The sequence below is a fragment of the Ruegeria sp. CDSB029 genome (assembly GCF_059611125.1).
In genome coordinates, this window is record NZ_JBXWOX010000006.1 from 207,490 (window position 1) to 229,876 (window position 22,387).

Here is a 22,387-nt window from a genome sequence, read left to right on the forward strand (position 1 = left end):
CCTCTTCTTTGGAATGCCTCGCACCGCGGGATAATCGTTTGATAAACACCTGAGTGCGGACAATAAAAGTCAAAATGTCTCGACTCAAACAGACACAACAAATGTGGCGAAAAAGCGGCGATTTCGCCACATTTTGGGCGCGCTCTACAATTTAATGGCGGAGATCAAACGGCCATAATCGGCTTCTTTCGCGTGGGTCGAGCGGCGGAAGGAATAAAATCTGTCCGGGTCTGAATAGGTGCAGTGCCGCGTCCATTCCGCCTGACCCACCCCGGCTTGCCGCAATCTGTGCAGACCAAAGGCGGGCAGGTCGAACTGCAGTCGATCCCCATTGCCATTCGCGAAGAACCTAAGGTTTTCGGGCGAATCCGCTGCGAATTCATCCAGGAAATCTGGACCGACCTCATACGCGTTTTGAGAAATCGTAGGACCAATGACAGCGACGGTGTTTTCCCGCTGCGCGCCCAATGCCTCCATCGCGTCCAGGGTTGCCTCCAATACACCGTCCAAAGCACCGCGCCACCCGGCATGCGCAGCCCCGATCACATTCGCGTCAGAATCGGCAAACAGGACCGGTTGGCAATCCGCTGTCAGAATCGTCAGCGCCAATCCCGGGGTTGCGGTGACAACCGCATCCGCTTTGGGTTTGTCGCCATTTATCGGAGCGTCCACCGTCAGAACGGTTGGGGAATGCACTTGATGCACCCCGACCAATGCGTCCGGGTTGACCTCCATCGCCGCGGCCACGCGCTGACGGTTCACTGCCACCGCTTCGGTTTGGTCAGACGAGCCATAGCCGCAGTTTAAACCCGCGAATATTCCGGAAGACGCTCCGCCCCGACGGCTGAAAAACCCGTGGCGGACAGGCGATAGGACGTCCGAGGTCAGAATTTCCAATGTCATGGTTCCAGTCCCGGTGGAGGTGCAGCATAAGAAGGGTAGAGGCCCAGTACTTTGAACAGATTTCCCATTTCCTCGGGATGCGTCAACCGGCGATGTGCAGCAATGAGCGCCTCAAGCTCAGACCCGCCGAGTGGCGCAGCCAGCGCCTGTGCGCGGGCCGTGATGCCCAGCCGTTCCAGAAACATGCCCTGAGGTGTCAGCTTTGTATGGGCGCAACCGGCGGCGCGTGCGGCAATAGCAAGGGGCTCAAAATCTACATGCGCGGTCAGATCCGCCCGACCCGGAGCTTGCAGGGGATCAACACGTTCATGTGATTGCAAAGCTTGAAACGTGTCGCCCAGCGAATGCCAGTCACCGTAATCCACGATCAGACCCGCCCCGCCATAAGTGGCGATCCGCCCAGCGATCACGGTCAGGATCGGAATTGCGGCCGCGCAAAGTTCAACCAAATCGCTATCTTGGGTGTCGGTCATGCGATCTGCCAGACCGATCTGAGCCGTGTTCGGCCCCAGCCCATACGTAAGCGATTCGCCCTGCGCACCGATTAGACGTTCGCGCCAGCCATCACCTTCACGTATGAATTGGCGGACTGGCAGGGCATCAAAAAACTCGTTCGCCACCAGAAACAGGGGGGCTTGGGGCAGGGCGGTGAGCGTATCGATCCAACGCGGGTTGTGACAGCTCAGCAATTGCGCCTGCCTGTCCCGCAGGGCAGGGGAGGCCTCGAACAAAACAATTTCTGCGGCCTCGTGAAATCCAGATATGCTGCTGGTTGCGCGCAGGATATCTGCCATCAGTGTGCCGCGACCCGGTCCCAGCTCTGCTAGAATGAACCTGTCCGGCTTGCCTTGATCCATCCAGCTTTGCGCCAGAGCAAGCCCGATCAACTCTCCGAACATCTGGCTGATTTCCGGTGCAGTGATGAAATCCCCCTGCGCCCCCAGCGGATCGCGGGTGGTGTAGTATCCAAACTTAGGGTTCAGCAGGCATTCAGTCATGAAATCGGCCACGCTCATCGGGCCATTCAGCGCAATTTGCGCCAGTAGGTGATGCTTAAGGTTCATTGAGTGCGTCGCGCGCGCAGTGCAAACCAAAGGCCAAGCGCGATCATTGGCAGCGATAGCATTTGCCCCATGGTCAGACCATAGCCGCCCACGTGCCACGCCAGCCCCAGCGGATTCCCTGCCGAGACGAACTGTGCGTCAGGCTGACGAAAGAACTCAACAATGAAACGCGAGGCGCCATAACCTGCCAGAAATACACCCATCACCAGACCGGGCTTGTGAAACGCCCCACGCCGATAGGCCATCCACAGTAGAAGTGCGCCCAGCAACAAACCTTCCAGTGCAGCTTCATAAAGCTGCGAGGGGTGTCGGGCACACATCCCGGCCACAACACCAGGGCAGTCCTGCGCGGCGCCACCTGGAAAGATCACTGCCCATGGAACGTCGCTGGGTCGCCCCCAAAGCTCGGCATTAGTGAAGTTCGCCAACCGCCCCAACAGCAGTCCGGGCGGCACAGCGTGTGCGATCAGATCGGCCAAAGACAAAACCGGGACCTGGTAACGCCGCGCATAGAGATAGGACGCAACGACGACCCCCAGCAAACCACCATGGAAGGCCATACCGCCCTGCCAGATCATCAATATCTCCAACGGGTGCGATAGGTAGTAAGCCGGTTGGTAAAACAGAACGAACCCCAGACGCCCGCCGAGAATCACGCCGAGGATGATCCAGGTGATCAGATCCTCCAACTGCTGCGGTTTCATCGGTGGAGTATCTGCAGGCCAAAGGGCCGGACGCTTCAGCGCCGCAGTACCCAATCGCCATGCGATCAGAATACCGGCGATATAGGCCAGCGCGTACCATCTAAGTGCGAACTCCATCCCGAACAGCGAGATCGAGAAAACTTCGGGCGAAAGGTCGGGGAAATTCAGAACAGCCTGCATGTGCGTCTCATTGCCCGGGGTTAGCGGGGCAAGTCAACCTTGAGCCCGGGCCATTCTTTGCCCATATAGAGACCAACCGCGATACCGGAGTAAAGCCATGCAAACCCGTAATAAGATTCTTGATGACGTTTCCCAACTGATGACCAACGCCATGGGCGTCGCGCAAGGCGCGCGGGAAGAAGCCGAGAACGCCATGAAGTCGATGATCGACCGCTGGTTAGCCGATCGTGATTTCGTCACGCGCGAAGAATTTGATGCTGTGCGCGCCATGGCCCAGAAGGCGCGCGAAGAGAACGCAGCGCTTGAGGCACGTATTGCCGCGCTTGAAGCCAAGCTGGACAAATAAGTTCCGCACACTCGAGATTTTGAAAAAAGAAAACCGCCGCGCAATCCACGCTGGGATTGTGCGGTGTTGTGTATTTTGACACCTTACCAAATTTAATCAAGACAAAGCTGGCGGTGGCGCCAATATTTTGATCGCCGTTGCCGACTGTCCACAACTTATTGATGTTATCCCCAACAAATAGGGTTGCCAGAACCCTGCCAGCGGCGCACCATATCTAGTACAGGCAGACTGGGGAAGCCCGGCTTGTAGAGCAAGCAACTAGCGCTGGGGCGCTGCCAGCCCCTAAAAGGCTAGAGATTAGTGAGGTGGCATTATGGCCCTTTCCGAACAGTTTCTCGAAGAAGACCTTCATCCAATCGACATTGTTGAACATCTTGCCGAACACCACGACTGGGATTTCGACCGGATCGGGGATGATCAGATTGCCATGGCTGTCGAAGGACAGTGGCGCACCTATTCGATCACCTTGGCCTGGTCCAACTATGACGAAACGCTCCGCATGGTGTGTTCTTTCGAAATGGAACCTCCATCCGAGCGCGAGAACGAGCTTTATGAGCTGCTCAACAAGATGAATGATCAGTGCTGGGCTGGTGCATTTACGTATTGGGCCAATCAAAAGCTGATGGTCTACCGGTACGGTTTGGTTCTGGCGGGTGGCCAGATGGCCAGCCCGGAACAGATCGACACAATGATCACCGCCGCGGTTCTGAGCGCCGAGCGCTATTACCCCGCGATCCAACTGGTCACCTGGGGCAACCGCGATCCCGAGGACGCGATGCAGGTCGCCATTGCAGAGGCCTACGGCCGCGCGTAAAGATTTGCCCCAAACCGGATATGGAGAGGGGCAATCATGGACATGTCACGCGTCGCCGAGCAGGGGCTGGTTCTTCTGGGATGCGGCAAGATGGGTTCGGCCATGCTCGCCGGTTGGTTGGAGCATGGCCTTCCTACGTCAGCCGTCTGGGTGATCGACCCGTATCCTTCGGATTGGCTGAAGGCGCAGGGCGTCAATATCAACACTCCATTACCCGAGGCCCCGGCGGTCGTATTGGTGGCCGTCAAGCCACAGATGATGGGCGAGGCACTGCCAGCGATCAAAGCGCTGGGCGGAGGCGGCAGCCTGTTTGTGTCAGTCGCAGCGGGCACATCAATCGCCACCTTTGAAGCTTTGTTGGGTGAAGGCACCCCAATTGTGCGGGCGATGCCAAATACACCGGCGGCGATCCGGCAGGGGATCACAGCATTGATCGGCAATGCAAACGCCTCAGACACCGATGTAGCCCTAACGGAAAACCTGCTGTCCGCAATTGGTGACACAGTTCGCCTTGAGGACGAGGCGCAGATGGACGCGGTGACCGGGCTGAGCGGTTCGGGGCCTGCTTATGTCTTCCACCTGATCGAAACGCTGGCAGCAGCCGGACAGGCGCAAGGCTTGCCGCCTGATCTGGCGATGAAACTGGCCAAATCGACCGTTGCCGGGGCAGGGGCTTTGGCCATGGCGGCAGAGGAAGACCCATCGCAGCTGCGTGTCAACGTGACGTCGCCCAACGGTACGACGCAAGCTGCGCTTGAAGTGCTGATGCATGAGGAAGAAGGTTTCCCCGATCTGTTGCACCGCGCCGTCAAGGCTGCAACTGACCGATCCAAGGAGCTGTCCCGTGAGTGAGATTTCATTCGATGATTTTCTGAAGGTCGACATTCGGGTCGGTAAGGTTGTCCGCGCCGAGCCTTACCCAGAGGCCCGCAAGCCCGCGATCAAGATGTGGATCGACTTTGGAGACGAAATTGGCGAGCGCCGAACCTCAGCCCAGATAACGGCGCATTACGATCCGACGACGTTGGTTGGCAAGCAGGTGATGGCCGTTGTCAATTTCCCACCGCGCCAGATCGGCAAGTTCATGTCCGAGGTTCTGGTGCTGGGCCTGCCCGACGACAAGGGCGAGATCGTTCTGATCGGTCCGGATGGCGAGGTTCCAACCGGCGGGCGGATGCACTGATGAAACTTTTGATCGCACGCCCCATGACGGCCGCCGTCGAGGCGCGCGCTCGCGCCGAGTTCGACGTCGAGATCCGCAGCAGCACGTTGCCAATGTCGCCCGACGAAATGCGGCACGCATTGGCCGAATTTGATGTGGTCGTGCCCACCCTGGGCGATCAGTTTTCGGCCACAATTTTCGCGGAAGTGCCGCAGCCGCGCTGCAAACTGCTGGCAAATTTCGGCGTAGGGTACAATCATATCGACGTCGTAGCCGCGCGGGCTGCAGGGATTCAGGTCTCAAACACCCCCGGTGCGGTTACCGATGCCACGGCAGACATCGCGATGACGTTGCTGTTGTCGACCGCGCGCCGCGCGGGCGAGGGGGAACGGCTGGTTCGTTCGGGCAAATGGCAAGGCTGGCATCCGACGCAAATGCTGGGGCATCATGTGACCGGAAAACGCGTTGGGATCGTCGGGATGGGCAGAATTGGTCAGGCCATTTCGTGGCGTTGTCATTTCGGTTTTGGGATGGACGTGGCGTACCAGTCGCGCAGCCCGAAAGAGGTGGAGTTTCCCGCAGAAAACATACCGGACCTGAAAGAACTGGCGGCTGCGGTCGATTTCCTGGTGCTCGCCGTTCCAGGCGGTGCGCAAACGCGCCACCTGATCAATGCGCCGGTGCTGGAGGCGATGAAACCTTCGGGCATCTTGATCAACATCGCGCGCGGAGAAGTTGTGGACGAATCCGCACTGGTCAACGCCCTGCAATCAGGTCAGATCGCAGGCGCGGGCCTTGATGTTTATGAGTTCGAACCCACCGTTCCGCAGGCCCTGCGCGATATGGAGAATGTGACGATACTGCCCCATCTTGGCACAGCGACCGAAGAGGTGCGCACCGATATGGGGCATATAGCGCTGGACAACGTTACTGCTTTCGTCGCGGGGCGATCTTTGCCGAACCCGGTCTAGCGCCCGACGGCCTCGCGCCAGTGTTTGCGGCACAGCGAAATATAAGTTTCATTGCCGCCGATCTGCACCTGCGCGCCCTCGGTGATGGCGTTGCCGTTTTCGTCTTGACGGATGACCATCGTCGCCTTGCGGCCGCATTCGCAAATGGTCCGCACTTCGCGCATCTCGTCTGCCAATGCCAGCAAGGCAGCGGAGCCGGGAAACAGGCAGCCCTGAAAATCCACGCGCAAGCCATAGGCAAGCACAGGCACCCGCAGGTCATCCACTGCACGGGCCAATTGCCAGACTTGCTCTTCGGTCAAAAATTGCGCCTCATCAATAAAAACGCAGGTGATGTTCCCTTTTTTCAGGCGCTGTTCAATCATCGCGAACACGTCGGTTCCAGCGGCGAACGTGTCCGCATCAGCCGATATGCCGATCCGCGACGCAATCCTGCCAACACCGGCCCGGCCATCAAGGGCCGCGGTCATCAAATAGGTGTCCATCCCCCTCTCACGGTAATTGTGCGAGGCTTGCAGTAACACGGTCGATTTTCCCGCGTTCATCGTCGAATAATTAAAGTATAGTTTTGCCATGGGTCGGGTCTAAAACGCCTGCTTTGATCGGGCAAGCCATCAAGAGCTTTAATAAGCGACGTCGCCATTATCGTTGCAGAGGTCGAGCGTAAGCCCATTGGGGATGGATCCCCCCGCCCCAACAACGGCGACGCCGTCGGCCAACATGCGGCCTAACCGTAGCGGGACAAGAATACCGACCCGCAATCACTCATTACCGGCATTAAATGCCGCCACTCACTCACAAAACCCCCGCATATCTGAGGGATAGCCAACATATGACATTTCAATTATGAATCGAGTATGGGAATTTTCTTTTCCCTTTCCCCCGCAATGGCAGATTTAGTGGGGCGTGCAGGCAGTAAAGGTAAAAACATGGCAGATATCGGGGCCTACCTGAAAAAACACACAGAAGCGCTGGTTAAAGACGTGGGAATCGAATCCGCGTGCGAGATTACCGGCAAATCAAAAGCCACGTTGGGCCGTTATTATTCTGACAATGTCGAACATACTGATCGGTTCATGCCGGTCGATGCGGTGGCGCGGCTTGAGGCAGTGGCAAACTTCCCTCACGTCACCTCGGCGCTTGCCGATCTGAAGAATATCACCCTGTCCTATGACGGGCGCAATGACGACAGCCCCCGCACCGGTGGAGTGAATTCCGACGTCATCGCGCTGAGCCAGCGGTTTGCGATGCTGATGACCGAATATCAATCGGCGATCGAGGACGGCATCATCACGGTGAACGAAGCCAAGCGTCTTCTGAGGGAAACCAGCCAGCTGCAACAGGTCCTGCTGGATATGAAGCTGCATCTGGAAGAGGAAAGCGTGAGCTGACAGCTGTTTGCCTTCTACTCGCTACGGTCAATTGCCCCTCGAATGGGGATCAGGCGACAAGCTATGTTTAATTTCCATACGCCCAAGCTTCCTAAACCTCTGAATCTTGACCTTGCCTTGCTGAACGGCGGCGGGTCATGCCCGAGCCAGTTCTATGGCCAAACTCATGACGAACGGGATGTTTATGTTCGCTACCGAGGCGGTCGGCTGAGCGTTCAGATTGCTGAAAAACCCGGTGCCGACCCCGCCAGCGCCGAACCGATTCTTGAGGCGGATGTTGGCCCGATCTTAGACGGGACGATTTCGCTGAGGCATTTCTGCCACTATTTTGGTGTCACTGTTCAGGGTGTTCTACCCACGGAATCCAGCCCTGATGCAGACAGAAACACTGACTTGTCCGGCGAAACAACTTACTTTCGAGCTTACTTGGATCGGATCACGCTCGAAACGTCTCGGGTAATTTTGAAGGTCTGTACGCAGGCTTTTCCGAAGGCGATTTTGGTGCGCCCGGTCTTGGATGAAAAGTTCAAGCTGAAAGAGTTGGCCGAAGTGACCGCGGACGTGACCGATGACGCTGTCTGGCTAATTGATGGCGCAACGAGCGTTGCTGACATCAAAACAAGTCCCGGCCGCTACGTTTTGCCAAATGAGGGGCAACTCCAGATCTATTTGGGATCCGAACTTTGGAAATGGCCCCGCCCCCGGAACTCGAGCAGAGGCTGTGAACTTGCCTCTCAAGATCTGGGACGAAAGCTGATTGTCGCTGGTTTAAGGGGAATGCCCAAAGATGAAGAAGTGGCGTTTTCCAGTTTTCACATTTCGACACAATTCCCGACGTCGGATATTGCTGCACGGGCCGGGTTGTCCGCACTAGGTGATGCGCTGAAAGCGGTATTGCCCGAAGCTGGTTTAAAGCAGGTCAATTTGGAAACGGATCAGGTTGTAGCGACGTTCACTCGGCCACTAGACCCAGCCTTGTACCAATGGTGTAAGTCAGAGCCAAACCGTTGGTTGGAAGTAACACGCGAGAGCCGCGACGGCCCTTGGCTTGGTGTTTGCCCCGAGTGATCTCGGCATATCACCCGTGGCGCTTAACAATCACCGATCCAACTGAATACCCCGCGCCGAAGGAACAGATCAGGCCGACATCTCCATCTGACAGATCATCCGAATACTTGGAAAACGCGATGATGGACCCGGCCGAGGAGGTGTTGGCATAATCTTGCAGGATGTTGGGCTGTTCGCCTACCTCGGGTTCGCGTCCCAGAACCTTCTTGCCGATGAAGTCATTCATGGTCTTGTTGGCCTGATGCAGCCACAGGCGTTTCAGGTCATCGCTGTTCACGCCTTCCGCGTCCATGTGATCCGAGATGTGCTTGCTGACCATTGGCAGCACTTCTTTGAAGACTTTGCGTCCGTTCTGCATGAACTGCATGTCACGGCGGTCGACCACCCCGTCAGGGCGTGAACGACGCAGGAAGCCGTTGTTGTTGCGGATATTGTTCGAGAATTCGGTCGCGCAGCGTGTTGACAGAATTTCGAAATGCGGACCCTTCGCGTCTTCGACCCGCTCGATCAAAGTGGCGGTGGCCACGTCGCCAAAGATGAAATGACAATCGCGGTCGCGCCATTCCAGATGCCCTGAACAAATCTCGGGGTTTACCACCAATGCGGCGCGGACCGAGCCGGAGCGGACCATGTCCGCGGCGGCCTGAATCCCGAAAGTGGCCGAAGAACAGGCGACATTCATATCAAACCCGAACCCGCTGATCCCAAGGGCCTGCTGTATCTCGATAGCAACCGCAGGATAGGCGCGTTCGTGGTTCGAGGCGGCGCAGATCACCAGATCAACGTCCTCAGCGCTGCGCCCGGCCTGTTCCAGCGCCTTTTTACACGCATCCACGGCCATCTCGGTCATGATGCCCGGTTCGTTATCGCCACGTTGACGCAACAAAGGATGCATCACGTCAGGGTCCAGAACACCGTCCTTGTCCATCACGTAGCGTTTCTCGATACCCGAGGCCTTGAAGATGAACTCTTCCGACGAATGCTGCATCGGCTCAATCTCACCCGCCGCGATTGCGTCTGCGTTTTGGGCGTTCATCTTGTCGGCATAGGCGTTGAAGGCCGTGACAAGTTCGGCGTTGGTGATGACGTTTTCGGGGGTGAAAACACCTGAGCCGGTGATCGCGGGCGTGTACATGATAAGACCTGAATGTTTCGGATTCGCCCAAAATGCAGGCTTACAAGGGTTAGATCAAGAGACGTTGACCCAAGGGAATGTCAAAGTTTGCGCTGAAATCCACTTCGCATCTTGAATAGTTCATATTTCGAAGTATATGCGAGGCCAAAGTCACAAACGGATTCACCGATGACCCATGACGACAGTGCGCTGGTGCGCTGCCTCAGTCCAGAAGTGCAGGCGATGATGGGGGTCTATGCGCTCTACTGGAAACTGGAAGAAAGCCTTGACGCACTTGAGGTCGGGCTGAGCCATCAGGAATGCCATATGATGGTCAAGCTTGAGCGACCCAAACGCATGGGCGTTTTGGCTGCAGACATGCTGACGGTGCCGTCCACCATCACGTCAACCGCTGACGCGCTGGAAGAGGCAGGATACCTGACCCGACAGCGCGATCCGGAAGACCGTCGGGCGTGGTTGTTGGTTCTGACCGACAAGGGGCTTGAGATGCGACAGGTTCTGATGTCCGAGGCGGGGGACCTGTTCCGCCGAGCCTCTGGGCTGGATGCTGACGAAACTGCCGAATTTGCACGACTGGCCCGGAAAATCCGGGAAAATATAATGAAAACAGGAATTCCTGAGGGATTGAAGAAATGAAACTCTTCACTGTATTGAGCGTCGCTCTGACCGTGTTCGCCACCTCCGTTTTGGCGCAGGATAGCGCCAAGCCCGTAAAACTAATGATGGTCCAAGAGACTTCGCCCGGCTTCTCGCGCCAGTTTTTTGGTCGCGTCGCTGCGCGGCAAACCGTCGATCTGGCCTTTCAGGTTTCCGGGCAAATCGTCGAAATGCCGGTGACCGAGGGGTTTGTGATACCCAAGGGCGAGCTGATCGCGCAACTGGATCAGGAACCATTCCAGCGCCGCTATGACCGCGCTGTCCTGCAAAAGGATCAGGCGGATCGTACCGTGGCCCGTCTTTCTCGTTTGCGCGGAACCACAGCCAGCCAGGTGGCGGTGGACGACGCGGAAACCGAAGCGCAACTGGCGGATATCGCCGTCCGCGATGCCGAATATGATCTGGAACACGCCACACTGACCGCGCCGTTTGACGCGCTGGTCTCACGCCGAACGGTCGAGTCTTTTACCACTGTAAACGCAGGGGCGCCCATCGTGCGTATCCACGATATGTCCGAATTGCGGATCGAAGTAGATGTTCCGGAAATCCTGTTCCAACGATCGGGTCAGGAAGATGACATTGCGATTACGGCGAAGTTTCCAACCAGCGACGAGGTCTTCCCCCTGCAGATCCGGGAATTTGACGCCGAAACCTCGAGCGTGGGTCAGACTTTCCGCATCCAGTTTGGCCTCACGCCACCTGAAGGATTGCAGATTTTGCCGGGTTCGTCAGTGACCGTGAATGTGAAAGTCCAGGACGCCCGGACAGGTATCGTTGTGCCCGCAACGGCCATCATTTCGGACGCTGAGGGCGGTCTGGGCGTCATGGTGTTTTCACCGGTTGGGGCCGATGAAGGCGCCGTCCAGCTTGTGCCGGTTACCATCGAACCCACGCAGACCGGCGAAGTCCGTGTTCTGACAGGGTTGAACGATGGTGACGAGATCGTCGTCGCGGGTGGCAGCACGTTGACAGATGGCCAAGCCGTTCGCCGCTTTGTCGGCTTTGCAAACTGAAGGGCGGATCGATGAACATTGCGCGCGCATCCATTGATCGCCCGATCTATACGTGGCTGATAATCCTGATCGCCCTGTTTGGTGGCGTCTGGGGGTTTCTGTCGTTGGGACGTCTGGAAGATCCGGCCTTCACTATTAAAAACGCGGTCATCGTGACCCAGTATCCCGGTGCAACGGCTGAACAGGTGGCGCTGGAGGTATCCGAGCCACTGGAATCCGCCATCCAGCAAATGGGTGAGGTTGATACGATCACATCCGTGAATCAGCCCGGGCTTTCGCTGATCGAAGTTGAGATCCAATCGACATATGACGGAACCGAATTGCCCGAAATCTGGACCAAGCTGCGCGCCAAGGTGCGTGATACGGCCCGCAGCCTGCCGTCCGGAGTGCAGGCGCCGCTGGTCAATGACAGGTTCGGCGACGTGTTCGGGCTGTTCTATGCGGTAACGGCTGATGGGTTTTCAGACGCTGAAAAACACGAGCTGTCCACCTTCTTGCGGCGCGAATTGCTGACCGTCGAAGGCGTCGCAGACGTAGAAGTGATGGGCCTGCCGCAAGAGGCTATCTTTGTAGAACCCGATCTGGCCATCTCGGTGAACCAGAATGTGCCGCTGCAGTCCATCAATGAAGCTATTGCCAATGCGGATTCGGTGAACGCTTCGGGCTCGGTCCGCTCAGAGAATGACCGCACGACCATCCTGACTGCCGAAGGGTCGGACAGTGTCTCAGCGATTGCGGGATTGTCGGTAGGCTCGCAAGGGCAGGTGATCAACTTGTTTGATATGTCCGACGTGTATCGTGGTCGCCAGACCGACCCCGAGGTGATGATCCGGTTCAACGGGACCGAAGCTTTCACATTGGGCATTGCGGGTCTGTCCACCGAAAACATTGTCGAGGTCGGCAAACGCGCTGATGCAAAATTCGCCGAGCTGGACTCGCAAATCCCGTTTGGCGTCGAAATCCTGCCGATCTACCAACAGCACGTGGTGGTCGAGCAGGCCTCGAATGACTTTCTGGTAAATCTGGCCATGTCCGTGACCATTGTGGTTATCGTACTCGCGGTGTTCATGGGATGGCGCGCGGCGGTTGTTGTCGGCTCAACCCTGTTGCTGACCGTGGTGGGAACGCTGCTGTTCATGTCGATGTTCTCAATCGAGATGGAGAGGATCTCGTTGGGTGCGCTGATTATCGCGATGGGTATGTTGGTGGATAACGCCATCGTTGTGGCTGAGGGCATGCAGATCGCGATGCTGCGCGGGAAAAACTCGCGCGATGCTGCGGATGAAGCTGCTTCCAAGACGCAAATCCCGTTGTTGGGCGCGACCGTCATCGGGATCATGGCCTTTGCAGGGATCGGTCTTAGCCCGGATGCGACGGGCGAGTTCCTGTTCTCTCTGTTTGCGGTGATCGGTATTTCACTGCTGCTGAGCTGGGTGCTGGCTCTGACGGTGACACCAATGCTGGGCCACTATTTCTTCAAGCAGGGTGAGGCAGGCGCTGTGGATGCCTATGGCGGGATCATGTTCCGTGTCTACGGCAGCATCCTGCGCTGGGCGCTCCGGTTCCGCTGGCTGGTTGTTGCCGGTTTGATAAGCGTCACTGTTGCCTGTTTCGCCGGGTTTGGACTGGTCAAACAGCAGTTCTTCCCCGATTCGAACACGCCGCTGTTCTTCGTGCACTACAAACTGCCGCAAGGTACGCCCATCGCGCGAACGGCCGAGGATATGGCTGTATTCGAAGAATGGCTGGACAAACGCGACGATGTCGTTGCCGTCACCACATTTGTTGGGCAGGGGGCAACCCGGTTTCTGCTGACCTATTCGGCAGAGAAACCGAACCCCAGCTATGGCCACATGATCATCCGTACAGAAACTCTGGATGACATTCCCGCATTGCAGGCTGATCTAGAGGCGTTTGGCTCCGCTCAATTCCCCGAAGGTGAGTTCCGCACCAAGCGTCTGATCTTTGGCCCTGGCGGCGGTGATCCGATCCAGGCCCGGTTCTCGGGTAGTGATCCGGCTGTTCTGCGGCAGCTTGCGGACGAAGCGATTCAGCGGATGCGCGGTGCGTCCGAGAACGCTTTGCATGTCTATCAGGACTGGCGTGAGAAGGAACTGGCGGTTCAGCCTATCTATGCGACAGAACGAGCGCAGACTGCCGGTGTCACCCGTGAAGACATCGCCGGAACGCTGCAATTTTCGACCGATGGTATCAGGGCGGGTGTATTCCGGGAACGCGACCGTTTGATCCCGATCATCATCCGCCGCCCTGCGGACGGAGATTACTCGATCGTCGATCAGGTCGTGTACTCGGATCAGTCCGAAAAGTTTGTGCCAATCGAACAGATGGTCGACGGGTTCGAGTACAAATCGCTCAACACGCTGGTTCATCGTCGTGACCGGGTGCTGACCATTACCGTCGGCGCCGAAATTCCGGCGGGTCTGACGGCGGCTCAGGTCCACTCGGAAGTTCGCGCTGCCATCGAAGAGATGGAACTGCCCGCAGGGTATCGCATGGAGTGGGGTGGCGAGTTCGAAAACGCCGGTGACGCCAACGAAAGCCTGGGCCGTCAGTTGCCGGTCAGCCTGTTGATCATGGTGCTGATTTCGGTGTTGATTTTTAACGCCATCCGTCAGCCGATTATCATCTGGTTGCTGGTGCCGATGTCCGTAAATGGCGTGGTTATCGGGTTGTTGGGTACTGGTCTTCCGTTCACCTTCACGGCGCTGCTGGGTCTGCTCAGCCTGTCGGGGATGCTAATCAAGAACGGCATTGTTTTGGTCGAGGAAATCGATCTGGTCCGCGAAACCGGCAAAGGCTTGCGCGAGTCGATCATCGAGGCCTCGGTCTCACGTCTGCGCCCAGTGATGCTGGCCGCGATCACCACTATTCTGGGCATGGCGCCGTTGCTGACAGATGCGTTCTTCAAGTCCATGGCGGTGACGATTATGGGCGGCCTGGCCTTCGCGACAATCCTGACGATGGTCGCAGCGCCCGTCTTCTACATGATCTTCTTCGCGCGAGATGAAAAGCGTGAGATTAAAGAAGCCGCTGCGTAACAGCTCAGATTTTTGTCGAATTTCTCAAACCCGGCTGGTGTCCTATCCAGCCGGGTTTTTCGACCAATTGACTCGGTCTAAGGCCGCCTGCGTTTCAGGGGCAATGTCATAGTTGGATCGGGCATTAGTGTCATAACTTCGCCAAGCGCTCGACGTGATTGCCTTGCAATGCCAGACGCCATTGGATTTTGGGGTGATCAGACTGCCTCGTGACTTCAACAGCCCGATTGTGTGGACGTGCCATGACGTAAACCAAAGAGGACCAGAGGGCGCGATGCAGTATTTGGCTCTGCACAGTTTGTCGTCCGCCTTTTTGCGGATGTGATCGGAATGTCGAAAATTTTCGGTGCAGCCTGCATCCGGATACCGCCATTCCACACCCAGGCGGACAAACCCGGTTGGCCGTTTTTGGGTGAGGTCAAAAATTGAACCGCTTTTGCACCAGACCAGTTCATCAATATCACATTGAAGAACCGCGCGAGCGCCCGAAAGAAAACGCAAGCGCGCGATGTTCAGCAGCGAAGTCTGCAGAAACATCGTATTGTGACGGTTTTTGCCCTTTCTGTCTTGCGAAACAACGCCGTACCTGAAAGGCGCGGACAGCACCGTTGGGTTATGGATCCCACCCCGCCTCAGCGCTTCGCGGATGTCGTCCAGCCCATACCGGGTTGAGGCATTGTCGAAGAACAGCATCTGCTCCAGCCCATGCACCTGGCAATGGTAACGGGCAAAATCTTCAATCCAGGTCAGGTCGTTGTCACGCGACAAGGTTACGGCCACGTTTTTCCCAGTGTGAGGGGCCGAATCCTGCTGGACCGAATTCACGGGCGACTCGACACCAGAACCGCGCCATTCAAACCTTAGGGTTTGTGGCTTCTTTGACGTCCGGATGATCAATAGATCATAGAACTCATGGGACTTCAGGCGGGGTTTCCCGACTTTGTCTTCATCCAGATAAAACTGGCCTTCTCGGATCACGTGGTACAGGCCGAACAGTTTTGGGCAGAAAACCACCAGGCTGCCCCGGTCCCAAAATGCATCGTACCAGAACGTGTCATAGTCGTACACGTGCTCGGTATAGTCTGGGCCAACATGGCCCGGTTTCATTTCGCGGCGTAGCCCGAGTTCCGTAAGGCTGCTGGAGGCAAAAATCGGATAGTGCTCTTGTGTCAAAGTCGTTGCCTTAAACTTGCTGGCAATTTCGAATTGTTGCCGCCAACTTACATGCGCTTAGATAGCCAGCTCATCGGTATTTCTAGCGCCGGGTTCAGTCGCCCGGATCCCTTGCCGGGTCATAGTGATAATAAAAACAGGACAGTTTGTTCCCGTCAGGGTCGCGCAGATAAGTGACATAGAATTCAGGTGCGTAATAGTCTCTTGTACCCGGGGCACCAGCGTCTGTGCCACCATACTCCAGCCCTGCAGAGTGAAACTGTCGGACCGTTGCGGCGCTTTGGGTGGGAAATGCGATCATCGTCCCTTTGCCCACATTGGCAGGGTTCCCGTCAAAGGGTGTGTATATCCAGAACCCGGTCCCATCGTCTGGTTCGGTTCCCCAACCCGCACGATCTTTGGTCCATCCCGGAAGGCGTGGCAGTTCCAAGACAGAAAAGATCGCGTCATAGAACCTTTTGGCCCGCGACAGGTCATTTGTTCCATAAGTGGCGTAAAGGCGCACGGCTTCCCCCGATTTAGAGACGGTATCACACGGCCTTTATATCGGAGGGTTACAGAAAAACGGCACTGAAATCTGTTTTAGATCAACGGGACAAAGGGCACATCACACGCTGCAAGCGTCATCATTGCGGCGAAAACCATAAACCTGCGCATTTGTTTTTTTCCTTCTGCTCAATCATAGAAAAGATGCGCGCCCGCGGACACAAGGTCAACGGGCGCGCGAAACGTTCGGTCGTGTAAGCAGGTTAAGGCCGATCAGCCCTGTAGCGATCTAACCTCGACATCACCCTCGGCCTGCGCCTTGATCGCCAGCGCGGCGGCGTGGCTTGCGGCAGCCGTCGTGTAGTACGGGATTTTGTCGTACAGCGCGATGGATCGGATGGCCTTGCTGTCCTCAACCGCTTGCGCCCCTTCGGTGGTGTTCATCAGCAGCTGAACCTGGCCGTCTTTCAACATATCGACCACGTCCGGGCGACCCTCATAGACCTTGTTGACGATCTCACAGGCAACGCCTTGCTCGGCCAACCAGCTTTGTGTGCCACGGGTCGCGACAAGCGAAAAGCCCTGTTCCGTCAGAACTTGAGCGGCTTCAAGCATAGCGGCACCTTTATCGGCGTCCTTGATCGAGATAAACGCACGACCCGAAGAGGGCAGAACCATGCCTGCGCCCATCTGCGCCTTGAGGAAGGCGCGCGGGAAGTCGCGGTCCCAGCCCATGACCTCGCCAGTGGAACGCATTTCCGGGCCCAGAATGGTGTCAACGCCGGGGAAGCGGGCAAAAGGCAAAACAGCCTCTTTCACCGAGAACCACGGCATGTCCGGATCGGCCAGCGTCATCTGGTCGGCAATCTTGGTATCCTGACCATCCTTGTATGCGGGGCGCATAGGGAAGTTCGAAAGTTTCTCACCGGCCATGACGCGTGCTGCAATCGAAGCAATCGCACTGTCGGTCGCCTTGGCCACAAACGGTACGGTCCGCGAGGCGCGTGGGTTTACTTCGATCAGGTAGATTTCATCGTCCTTGATCGCGAACTGCACATTCATCAGGCCGACAACGTTCAGTGCCTTGGCCAATTTGTATGCCTGGTCCTTGATTTGCACGATGATTTCTTTTGACAGCGAATAGGGCGGCAGCGAACAGGCCGAGTCACCCGAGTGGACGCCGGCTTCTTCGATGTGCTGCATGATGCCTGCAACGTGAACGTCTGTGCCATCACAAAGGGCGTCGACGTCCAGCTCAACCGCACCAGCCAGATAGCTATCCAGCAGTACAGGGCTGTCACCCGAGACGACCACCGCCTCGTTGATGTAGCGTTTCAGCTGATCCATATCGCGCACGATTTCCATAGCGCGACCACCCAGAACGTATGAGGGGCGGATCACCAGCGGGAAACCGATATCTTCAGCAATTTCCAGCGCTTGTTCGTCGGTAGATGCGATGCCATTCTTAGGCTGTTTCAAGCCCAGATCATTGACCAGTGCCTGGAACCGTTCACGGTCTTCGGCCAGGTCGATGGCGTCCGGCGTGGTGCCGAGGATCGGAATGCCTTCTGATTCCAGCGCGTTGGCCAGTTTTAGCGGGGTCTGACCGCCGTATTGAACAATCACACCGTGCAGCGTGCCGTTTTCCTGTTCCTTCGTCAGGATTTCCATGACGTGTTCGAAAGTCAGAGGTTCAAAATAAAGACGATCCGAGGTGTCGTAGTCGGTCGACACGGTCTCGGGGTTGCAGTTGATCATGATGGTTTCATAACCAGCGTCGGTCAGCGCGAAACAGGCGTGGCAGCAGCAATAGTCGAACTCGATGCCTTGACCAATCCGGTTCGGGCCACCGCCAAGGATGACGACTTTCTTGCGGTCAGACGGACGCGCCTCGCATTCTACGTCACCCATCATGGGGGCTTCGTAGGTCGAGTACATATAGGGCGTCTGCGCCTCGAACTCGGCGGCGCAGGTGTCGATGCGTTTGAACACGGCTGTAACGCCCAGATTGCGGCGCGCCCGGCGGACGTTGTCTTCGTCACGACCAGTCAGATTTCCCAAACGCGCGTCAGTAAAGCCCAGCATCTTGAGCTTACGGATGCCTTCCTCGGTCACGGGCAGGCCGTCTTTGCGCACTTGGCGTTCGGCTTCGATTATCTCGCGGATACGGGCAAGGAACCAAGGGTCGAACTTGGTGACGCCAAAGATCTCATCGTCGGTCAGCCCGTGGCGCATTGCTTGCGCGATGGTGCGCAGACGGTCGGGCGTCTGCTGGCTGATTGCTTTGATGACGGCGGCCTTGTCGTCGGCTTCGTCCCAGACACCGACATTCAGGCCGGGGATTTCCACCTCATCAAACCCGGTCAGACCCGATTCCATCGAAGCCAGCGCCTTTTGCATCGATTCGTGGATAGTACGGCCGATAGACATGGCCTCACCCACCGATTTCATGGCGGTGGTCAGGTAGGGCTCGGAGCCGGGGAATTTCTCGAACGCGAATTTCGGAATCTTGGTGACAACATAGTCGATGGTCGGCTCAAAGCTGGCCGGGGTGACTTTGGTGATGTCGTTGTCCAGCTCATCCAGCGTATAACCGACGGCCAGCTTGGCGGCGATCTTGGCAATCGGGAAACCGGTTGCCTTTGACGCCAGCGCCGAAGAACGCGATACGCGCGGGTTCATCTCGATCACGACCATCCGTCCGTCGACCGGGTTGATCGCCCATTGTACGTTCGATCCGCCGGTCTCGACGCCGATCTCGCGCAGCACGGCAATCGAGTGATTGCGCATGACCTGGTATTCTTTGTCAGTCAGCGTCAGGGCCGGGGCGACGGTGATCGAGTCACCCGTGTGCACGCCCATCGGGTCGATGTTTTCGATGGAGCAGACGATGATGGCGTTGTCGGCGGTGTCGCGCACCACCTCCATCTCGTATTCTTTCCATCCCAAAAGGCTTTCGTCGATTAGGATCTGGCCCACTGGCGAGGCATCCATGCCGGTGCGACAAATATGGATATAGTCTTCGCGGTTATACGCCACGCCGCCGCCTGTGCCGCCCAGCGTAAAGGCGGGGCGGATGATGGCGGGTAAGCCGACATTTTCAAGGGTTTCGAGGGCCAGCGCCACACCGGCGTCCAGGTCTTTCTTGCCGCTTTCGTTCTTGGGGGCAGTCACGATCTCGGCCTTGGGATTTTCGATGCCCAGCCGGTCCATCGCCTCGCGGAACAAGGCGCGGTCTTCGGCCATTTCAATGGCGTCGCGCTTGGCACCGATCATTTCGACGCCAAACTTGTCCAGCACGCCCATCTCTTCCAGCGCGAGCGAGGTGTTCAGGCCGGTCTGCCCGCCCATCGTGGGCAGCAGCGCGTCGGGGCGTTCTTTTTCAATGATCTTGGCGACAACTTCGGGCGTAATCGGTTCGATATATGTTGCGTCGGCCAGCCCGGGGTCGGTCATGATCGTAGCGGGGTTTGAGTTCACCAGAATGACCCGGTATCCTTCTTCCCGTAGTGCCTTGCAGGCCTGAGCGCCGGAATAGTCGAACTCGCAAGCCTGACCAATAACAATGGGGCCCGCCCCGATGATCATGATCGACTGAATGTCGGTTCTTCTCGGCATGGCCACGTTCCTTCGATTGTCCGCGATTCAGGGCACCCCCAAGCGCCCAAATTGTCCTGCGTTATAGGGACCGCGCGAAAAGGTGCAAGGGGGATCGGAAACAGGGGCGAAATTGCCGCTTTCCCCCCTTTCCCTTGGCGGCGTATTCTCTATACCGCGCAGCACGGCAAATGAGGATGCAATTGCGTATTCGTTTTGATCAGGGGCCAGCCGGGTCAGGAACCAGTTTTGACCGGCCAGCCGAAATGATCCGCGCGGACAATGCGGAGGACGTGCCCCAAGCGTTGGAGGCGCTGGACCAGGCGCGCGCGCAAGGGGCTTGGTTAGCTGGCTATGCCAGCTATGAGCTGGGGTACGTGCTGGAACCGCGGCTGTCTGACCGCATGCCTGATGGCCGCCGGCTGCCTTTACTATGCTTCGGCGTTTATGATCGCCCCATTCAGCGGGAATTGCCCGCTGCATCCGGTGGGGTGACCCATTTTGAACCGCGCTGGGACGAGGCACGGTACACGCAGGCGTTTCAACACGTACATGACGCCATTGGGGCAGGGGATATCTATCAGGCCAACCTGACATTCCCGATTGATATGACTGTAGAGGGCGACAGCGCCGCGCTTTATGCCGCGCTCACGGCCGGACAGCCCGTAGGTCACGGCGCGCTGATCCAGCAGGATGGGTTGCCCGATCTACTCAGCCGGTCTCCCGAGTTGTTCTTCCGCACAAACGCGGACCGCGGGATCGAAACCCGCCCGATGAAGGGGACCCAACCCCGCAGCGAGGATATGGCGGAAGACGCCCGGCGTCGGGCGTTCCTGGCAGTCGACGAAAAGAACCGGGCTGAAAACCTGATGATCGTCGATCTGTTGCGCAACGATATCAGCCGAGTCGCGATGCCCGGATCCGTCAAGGTGCCCGAGCTGTTCAAGGTCGAAACCTATGCGACCGTGCATCAGATGATCTCGCTGGTGCAGGCGCAGCTGCATATGGGCGCCGAGCTGTCCGATATCCTGACGGCTCTGTTCCCCTGCGGTTCCATCACCGGTGCCCCTAAAATTCGAGCCATGGAGATTCTGTCCGATCTCGAACCCTGGCCCCGCGATGTTTATTGCGGTGCGATTGGCTGGGCCGCGCCGGACGGGCGTTCAGAATTCAACGTGGCGATCCGGACGCTGATGGTCGAGGATGGCTCGGCCACCCTCAACGTCGGCGGTGGAGTGATCTGGGACAGCACGGCCCCATCGGAATATGAGGAAGCGCTATGGAAAGCTCGCTTTGCCCACCAGCTGACCCTGACTTCCGCCTGATCGAAACACTGGCCTTTCGACCCGGGCAAGGGTTCGTTCGCCGAGATCGGCATCTGGCCCGTATGGCTCGGTCAGCTGCGGCCATGGGCATTCCTTTCGATGCGTGCGCCGCCATCCAGGCACTAGACACTGTCGTAGGGCAATCACCTCTGCGTTGCCGGCTTACGCTGGCAGTTGATGGAACATACGATGTCAAAACCGGAGCTTTGGCCGACAACCCATCATTATGGCGGCTCGCGGTCACCAAAATGCGGCTTTCCGCGTCGGATGTTTGGTTGCAGCACAAGACGACCCAACGCTCTGTTTACGACACGGCCCGCGCATCGCTGCCGGACGGAATAGATGAATTTCTGTTTCTGAATGAACGTGAAGAACTGTGCGAAGGGACCATCACCAACCTGTTCCTGCATATGCCGGACGGCCGTCGTCTGACGCCAAAGCTGACCTGTGGTTTGCTTCCGGGGATTCTGCGAGAAGAATTGATTGATAATAAACAGGTTACCGAAAGCGTCTTGTTCTTGACCGATCTGAAAAACGCGGAAAAAGTTTTCGTAGGGAATTCCTTACGTGGCCTGATCCGGGCGGAGTTGGCGGTATTGTGAGCAAACAAAGCGATTGGGCGCATGACGGGGCGCTTCACCTGCGGTTACGGCTGGAGTTCGGCCTGTTCTTTATCGCAGTGCCAGTTCTGATTGCAGTCTTCTTCCCTCCGAATTGGATGTTTCCGTCTTTGTTCACGTTCACGGCCATTGGTATCATCCTGCTCCATTACACGCCGGGTTTTGCCTGGGCCGAACTTCGGTACAACTGGCGCAATTGGACGTGGCGCGAGCTCGCTCTCTTCACTGTCACCATGACGGCGTTTTGCTCGGCGGTCGTCATGGCGATGCGGCCGGATGTTGCATTTCGCATGCTTATCTACCGGCCCGAATTCCTGGCGGTGATCTGGCTGGCTTACACGATTGCTTCGGCCCTTCCGCAAGAGCTTTTGTTCCGGTCGCTGTTCTTCCGCCGCTACCAGGCGATCCTGCCAAACGGGAGGGCTGCTTACCTACTGAACGCGTCCCTGTTTTCGCTGGCCCACCTGATGTACTGGAGCTGGATCGTCGCCGTCATGACCTTTGGCGGAGGGCTGTTGTTCACTTGGGCCTACCGCCAACGCGGGTCGTTTGTCTATGCGGTCCTGCTGCACGCGATTGCGGGTAATGTTATCTTTGCGGCGGGTCTGGGCATCTATTTCTATTCCGGCAACGTGCAAAGGCCGTTTTGACGGCGCGACCTGCCTTGACTTTCCAAGCCTGACAGGGTGTACCGGCGCGACGAATTCTACGCCCGAAGG

At 57.3% G+C, this 22,387-nt stretch carries 21 protein-coding genes; 13 read left to right on the forward strand and 8 right to left on the reverse strand.

All coding sequences use genetic code 11. The annotated features are described in order from the left end of the window. Positions 1 to 144: 144 nt before the first annotated feature. Genes pgeF through lgt form a run of 3 tightly spaced genes read right to left on the reverse strand, consistent with a single transcriptional unit; the run spans position 145 to position 2,851 of the window. A complete protein-coding gene (pgeF, locus tag AC2FI8_RS09700) occupies positions 145 to 903 on the reverse strand; it encodes a peptidoglycan editing factor PgeF (protein WP_496724024.1) in 759 nt (252 codons plus the stop codon). Further along, complete coding sequence (locus AC2FI8_RS09705) at positions 900 to 1,967, reverse strand: class I SAM-dependent methyltransferase (protein WP_496778753.1); 1,068 nt, start codon at positions 1,965 to 1,967, stop codon at positions 900 to 902. Before AC2FI8_RS09705 ends, pgeF begins: the two co-directional genes overlap by 4 nt. Then, on the reverse strand, positions 1,964 to 2,851 hold the full coding sequence (lgt, locus tag AC2FI8_RS09710; RefSeq protein ID WP_496769069.1) for a prolipoprotein diacylglyceryl transferase: 888 nt from the start codon (positions 2,849 to 2,851) through the stop codon (positions 1,964 to 1,966). The genes AC2FI8_RS09705 and lgt overlap by 4 nt, the downstream gene beginning before the upstream one ends. Positions 2,852 to 2,948: 97 nt before the next feature. Between lgt and AC2FI8_RS09715 the strand changes: the two genes are divergently transcribed. The 5 genes from AC2FI8_RS09715 to AC2FI8_RS09735 all read left to right on the forward strand — a co-directional run bounded on the left by AC2FI8_RS09715 (position 2,949) and on the right by AC2FI8_RS09735 (position 6,144). Further along, the gene (locus AC2FI8_RS09715) at positions 2,949 to 3,197 is read left to right on the forward strand and encodes an accessory factor UbiK family protein (protein ID WP_050604795.1); all 249 of its coding nucleotides are present in this window, start codon (positions 2,949 to 2,951) and stop codon (positions 3,195 to 3,197) included. 313 nt (positions 3,198 to 3,510) lie between these two features. Beyond that, complete coding sequence (locus tag AC2FI8_RS09720) at positions 3,511 to 4,011, forward strand: type III secretion system chaperone family protein (protein WP_496724030.1); 501 nt, start codon at positions 3,511 to 3,513, stop codon at positions 4,009 to 4,011. Positions 4,012 to 4,047: 36 nt separating this feature from the next. After that, positions 4,048 to 4,863 (forward strand): pyrroline-5-carboxylate reductase, encoded by an 816-nt coding sequence (gene proC / locus AC2FI8_RS09725; protein ID WP_496769067.1) that lies wholly within the window; start codon positions 4,048 to 4,050, stop codon positions 4,861 to 4,863. Continuing rightward, a complete protein-coding gene (locus AC2FI8_RS09730) occupies positions 4,856 to 5,194 on the forward strand; it encodes a tRNA-binding protein (protein ID WP_058275547.1) in 339 nt (112 codons plus the stop codon). Before proC ends, AC2FI8_RS09730 begins: the two co-directional genes overlap by 8 nt. Continuing rightward, a complete protein-coding gene (locus tag AC2FI8_RS09735; RefSeq protein ID WP_496778755.1) occupies positions 5,194 to 6,144 on the forward strand; it encodes a 2-hydroxyacid dehydrogenase in 951 nt (316 codons plus the stop codon). The genes AC2FI8_RS09730 and AC2FI8_RS09735 overlap by 1 nt, the downstream gene beginning before the upstream one ends. On the opposite strand, the gene AC2FI8_RS09740 is transcribed toward AC2FI8_RS09735, so the two are convergent. After that, positions 6,141 to 6,719, reverse strand: coding sequence for a thymidine kinase (locus tag AC2FI8_RS09740; protein WP_496778757.1), 579 nt, complete (start codon positions 6,717 to 6,719; stop codon positions 6,141 to 6,143). The genes AC2FI8_RS09735 and AC2FI8_RS09740 overlap by 4 nt on opposite strands. 354 nt (positions 6,720 to 7,073) lie before the next feature. Here AC2FI8_RS09740 and AC2FI8_RS09745 point away from each other — a divergent pair, with 354 nt between their 5' ends. Beyond that, positions 7,074 to 7,535, forward strand: a complete 462-nt coding sequence (locus AC2FI8_RS09745; protein WP_058275729.1) for a hypothetical protein — start codon at positions 7,074 to 7,076, stop codon at positions 7,533 to 7,535. Between the two features lie 63 nt (positions 7,536 to 7,598). After that, entirely contained in the window at positions 7,599 to 8,603 is a 1,005-nt protein-coding gene (locus tag AC2FI8_RS09750) for a hypothetical protein (protein WP_496778759.1), read from the forward strand. 10 nt (positions 8,604 to 8,613) lie between these two features. Here AC2FI8_RS09750 and AC2FI8_RS09755 read toward each other — a convergent pair whose 3' ends face one another. Further along, a complete protein-coding gene (locus tag AC2FI8_RS09755; RefSeq protein WP_496778761.1) occupies positions 8,614 to 9,738 on the reverse strand; it encodes a beta-ketoacyl-ACP synthase III in 1,125 nt (374 codons plus the stop codon). A 168-nt stretch (positions 9,739 to 9,906) separates the two neighbouring features. On the opposite strand from AC2FI8_RS09755, the gene AC2FI8_RS09760 reads away from it, so the two are divergent. From AC2FI8_RS09760 to AC2FI8_RS09770, 3 genes are read left to right on the forward strand one after another with little or no spacing between them, the layout of a single operon-like run. After that, complete coding sequence (locus tag AC2FI8_RS09760; RefSeq protein ID WP_282151756.1) at positions 9,907 to 10,374, forward strand: MarR family winged helix-turn-helix transcriptional regulator; 468 nt, start codon at positions 9,907 to 9,909, stop codon at positions 10,372 to 10,374. Continuing rightward, positions 10,371 to 11,408 carry an efflux RND transporter periplasmic adaptor subunit gene (locus tag AC2FI8_RS09765; RefSeq protein ID WP_496769057.1) on the forward strand — a complete coding sequence of 346 codons (1,038 nt, stop codon included), beginning with the start codon at positions 10,371 to 10,373 and terminating at the stop codon, positions 11,406 to 11,408. Before AC2FI8_RS09760 ends, AC2FI8_RS09765 begins: the two co-directional genes overlap by 4 nt. Positions 11,409 to 11,419: 11 nt before the next feature. Further along, on the forward strand, positions 11,420 to 14,467 hold the full coding sequence (locus AC2FI8_RS09770) for an efflux RND transporter permease subunit (protein WP_496769055.1): 3,048 nt from the start codon (positions 11,420 to 11,422) through the stop codon (positions 14,465 to 14,467). 42 nt (positions 14,468 to 14,509) lie between these two features. Here the strand turns inward: AC2FI8_RS09770 and AC2FI8_RS09775 are convergent, their stop codons facing one another. From AC2FI8_RS09775 to carB, 3 genes are all read right to left on the reverse strand, one after another. Beyond that, positions 14,510 to 15,640: a hypothetical protein gene (locus AC2FI8_RS09775; RefSeq protein ID WP_496778763.1), complete on the reverse strand. Its 1,131-nt coding sequence runs from the start codon at positions 15,638 to 15,640 to the stop codon at positions 14,510 to 14,512. Between the two features lie 94 nt (positions 15,641 to 15,734). Beyond that, complete coding sequence (locus tag AC2FI8_RS09780) at positions 15,735 to 16,145, reverse strand: VOC family protein (protein WP_496778765.1); 411 nt, start codon at positions 16,143 to 16,145, stop codon at positions 15,735 to 15,737. A 254-nt stretch (positions 16,146 to 16,399) separates the two neighbouring features. Continuing rightward, positions 16,400 to 19,744 (reverse strand): carbamoyl-phosphate synthase large subunit, encoded by a 3,345-nt coding sequence (gene carB, locus AC2FI8_RS09785; RefSeq protein WP_496778767.1) that lies wholly within the window; start codon positions 19,742 to 19,744, stop codon positions 16,400 to 16,402. Positions 19,745 to 19,920: 176 nt separating this feature from the next. Between carB and AC2FI8_RS09790 the strand changes: the two genes are divergently transcribed. The 3 genes from AC2FI8_RS09790 to AC2FI8_RS09800 are packed head-to-tail and all read left to right on the forward strand — an operon-like array spanning position 19,921 to position 22,318. Beyond that, a complete protein-coding gene (locus AC2FI8_RS09790) occupies positions 19,921 to 21,048 on the forward strand; it encodes an aminodeoxychorismate synthase component I (protein WP_496704780.1) in 1,128 nt (375 codons plus the stop codon). After that, positions 21,003 to 21,650 carry an aminotransferase class IV family protein gene (locus tag AC2FI8_RS09795; RefSeq protein WP_496778770.1) on the forward strand — a complete coding sequence of 216 codons (648 nt, stop codon included), beginning with the start codon at positions 21,003 to 21,005 and terminating at the stop codon, positions 21,648 to 21,650. Before AC2FI8_RS09790 ends, AC2FI8_RS09795 begins: the two co-directional genes overlap by 46 nt. Beyond that, positions 21,647 to 22,318 carry a CPBP family intramembrane glutamic endopeptidase gene (locus tag AC2FI8_RS09800; protein WP_496778772.1) on the forward strand — a complete coding sequence of 224 codons (672 nt, stop codon included), beginning with the start codon at positions 21,647 to 21,649 and terminating at the stop codon, positions 22,316 to 22,318. Before AC2FI8_RS09795 ends, AC2FI8_RS09800 begins: the two co-directional genes overlap by 4 nt. Positions 22,319 to 22,387 lie beyond the last annotated feature (69 nt).

What these genes read in the sequence shown, in the direction of transcription:
- pgeF (WP_496724024.1), bottom strand. Translation starts at nt 903, where the DNA reads ATGACATTGGAAATTCTGACCTCGGACGTCCTATCGCCTGTCCGCCAC.
- AC2FI8_RS09705 (WP_496778753.1), bottom strand. Translation starts at nt 1,967, where the DNA reads ATGAACCTTAAGCATCACCTACTGGCGCAAATTGCGCTGAATGGCCCG.
- lgt (WP_496769069.1), bottom strand. Translation starts at nt 2,851, where the DNA reads ATGCAGGCTGTTCTGAATTTCCCCGACCTTTCGCCCGAAGTTTTCTCG.
- AC2FI8_RS09715 (WP_050604795.1), top strand. Translation starts at nt 2,949, where the DNA reads ATGCAAACCCGTAATAAGATTCTTGATGACGTTTCCCAACTGATGACC.
- AC2FI8_RS09720 (WP_496724030.1), top strand. Translation starts at nt 3,511, where the DNA reads ATGGCCCTTTCCGAACAGTTTCTCGAAGAAGACCTTCATCCAATCGAC.
- proC (WP_496769067.1), top strand. Translation starts at nt 4,048, where the DNA reads ATGGACATGTCACGCGTCGCCGAGCAGGGGCTGGTTCTTCTGGGATGC.
- AC2FI8_RS09735 (WP_496778755.1), top strand. Translation starts at nt 5,194, where the DNA reads ATGAAACTTTTGATCGCACGCCCCATGACGGCCGCCGTCGAGGCGCGC.
- AC2FI8_RS09740 (WP_496778757.1), bottom strand. Translation starts at nt 6,719, where the DNA reads ATGGCAAAACTATACTTTAATTATTCGACGATGAACGCGGGAAAATCG.
- AC2FI8_RS09745 (WP_058275729.1), top strand. Translation starts at nt 7,074, where the DNA reads ATGGCAGATATCGGGGCCTACCTGAAAAAACACACAGAAGCGCTGGTT.
- AC2FI8_RS09750 (WP_496778759.1), top strand. Translation starts at nt 7,599, where the DNA reads ATGTTTAATTTCCATACGCCCAAGCTTCCTAAACCTCTGAATCTTGAC.
- AC2FI8_RS09755 (WP_496778761.1), bottom strand. Translation starts at nt 9,738, where the DNA reads ATGTACACGCCCGCGATCACCGGCTCAGGTGTTTTCACCCCCGAAAAC.
- AC2FI8_RS09760 (WP_282151756.1), top strand. Translation starts at nt 9,907, where the DNA reads ATGACCCATGACGACAGTGCGCTGGTGCGCTGCCTCAGTCCAGAAGTG.
- AC2FI8_RS09765 (WP_496769057.1), top strand. Translation starts at nt 10,371, where the DNA reads ATGAAACTCTTCACTGTATTGAGCGTCGCTCTGACCGTGTTCGCCACC.
- AC2FI8_RS09770 (WP_496769055.1), top strand. Translation starts at nt 11,420, where the DNA reads ATGAACATTGCGCGCGCATCCATTGATCGCCCGATCTATACGTGGCTG.
- carB (WP_496778767.1), bottom strand. Translation starts at nt 19,744, where the DNA reads ATGCCGAGAAGAACCGACATTCAGTCGATCATGATCATCGGGGCGGGC.
- AC2FI8_RS09790 (WP_496704780.1), top strand. Translation starts at nt 19,921, where the DNA reads ATGCAATTGCGTATTCGTTTTGATCAGGGGCCAGCCGGGTCAGGAACC.
- AC2FI8_RS09795 (WP_496778770.1), top strand. Translation starts at nt 21,003, where the DNA reads ATGGAAAGCTCGCTTTGCCCACCAGCTGACCCTGACTTCCGCCTGATC.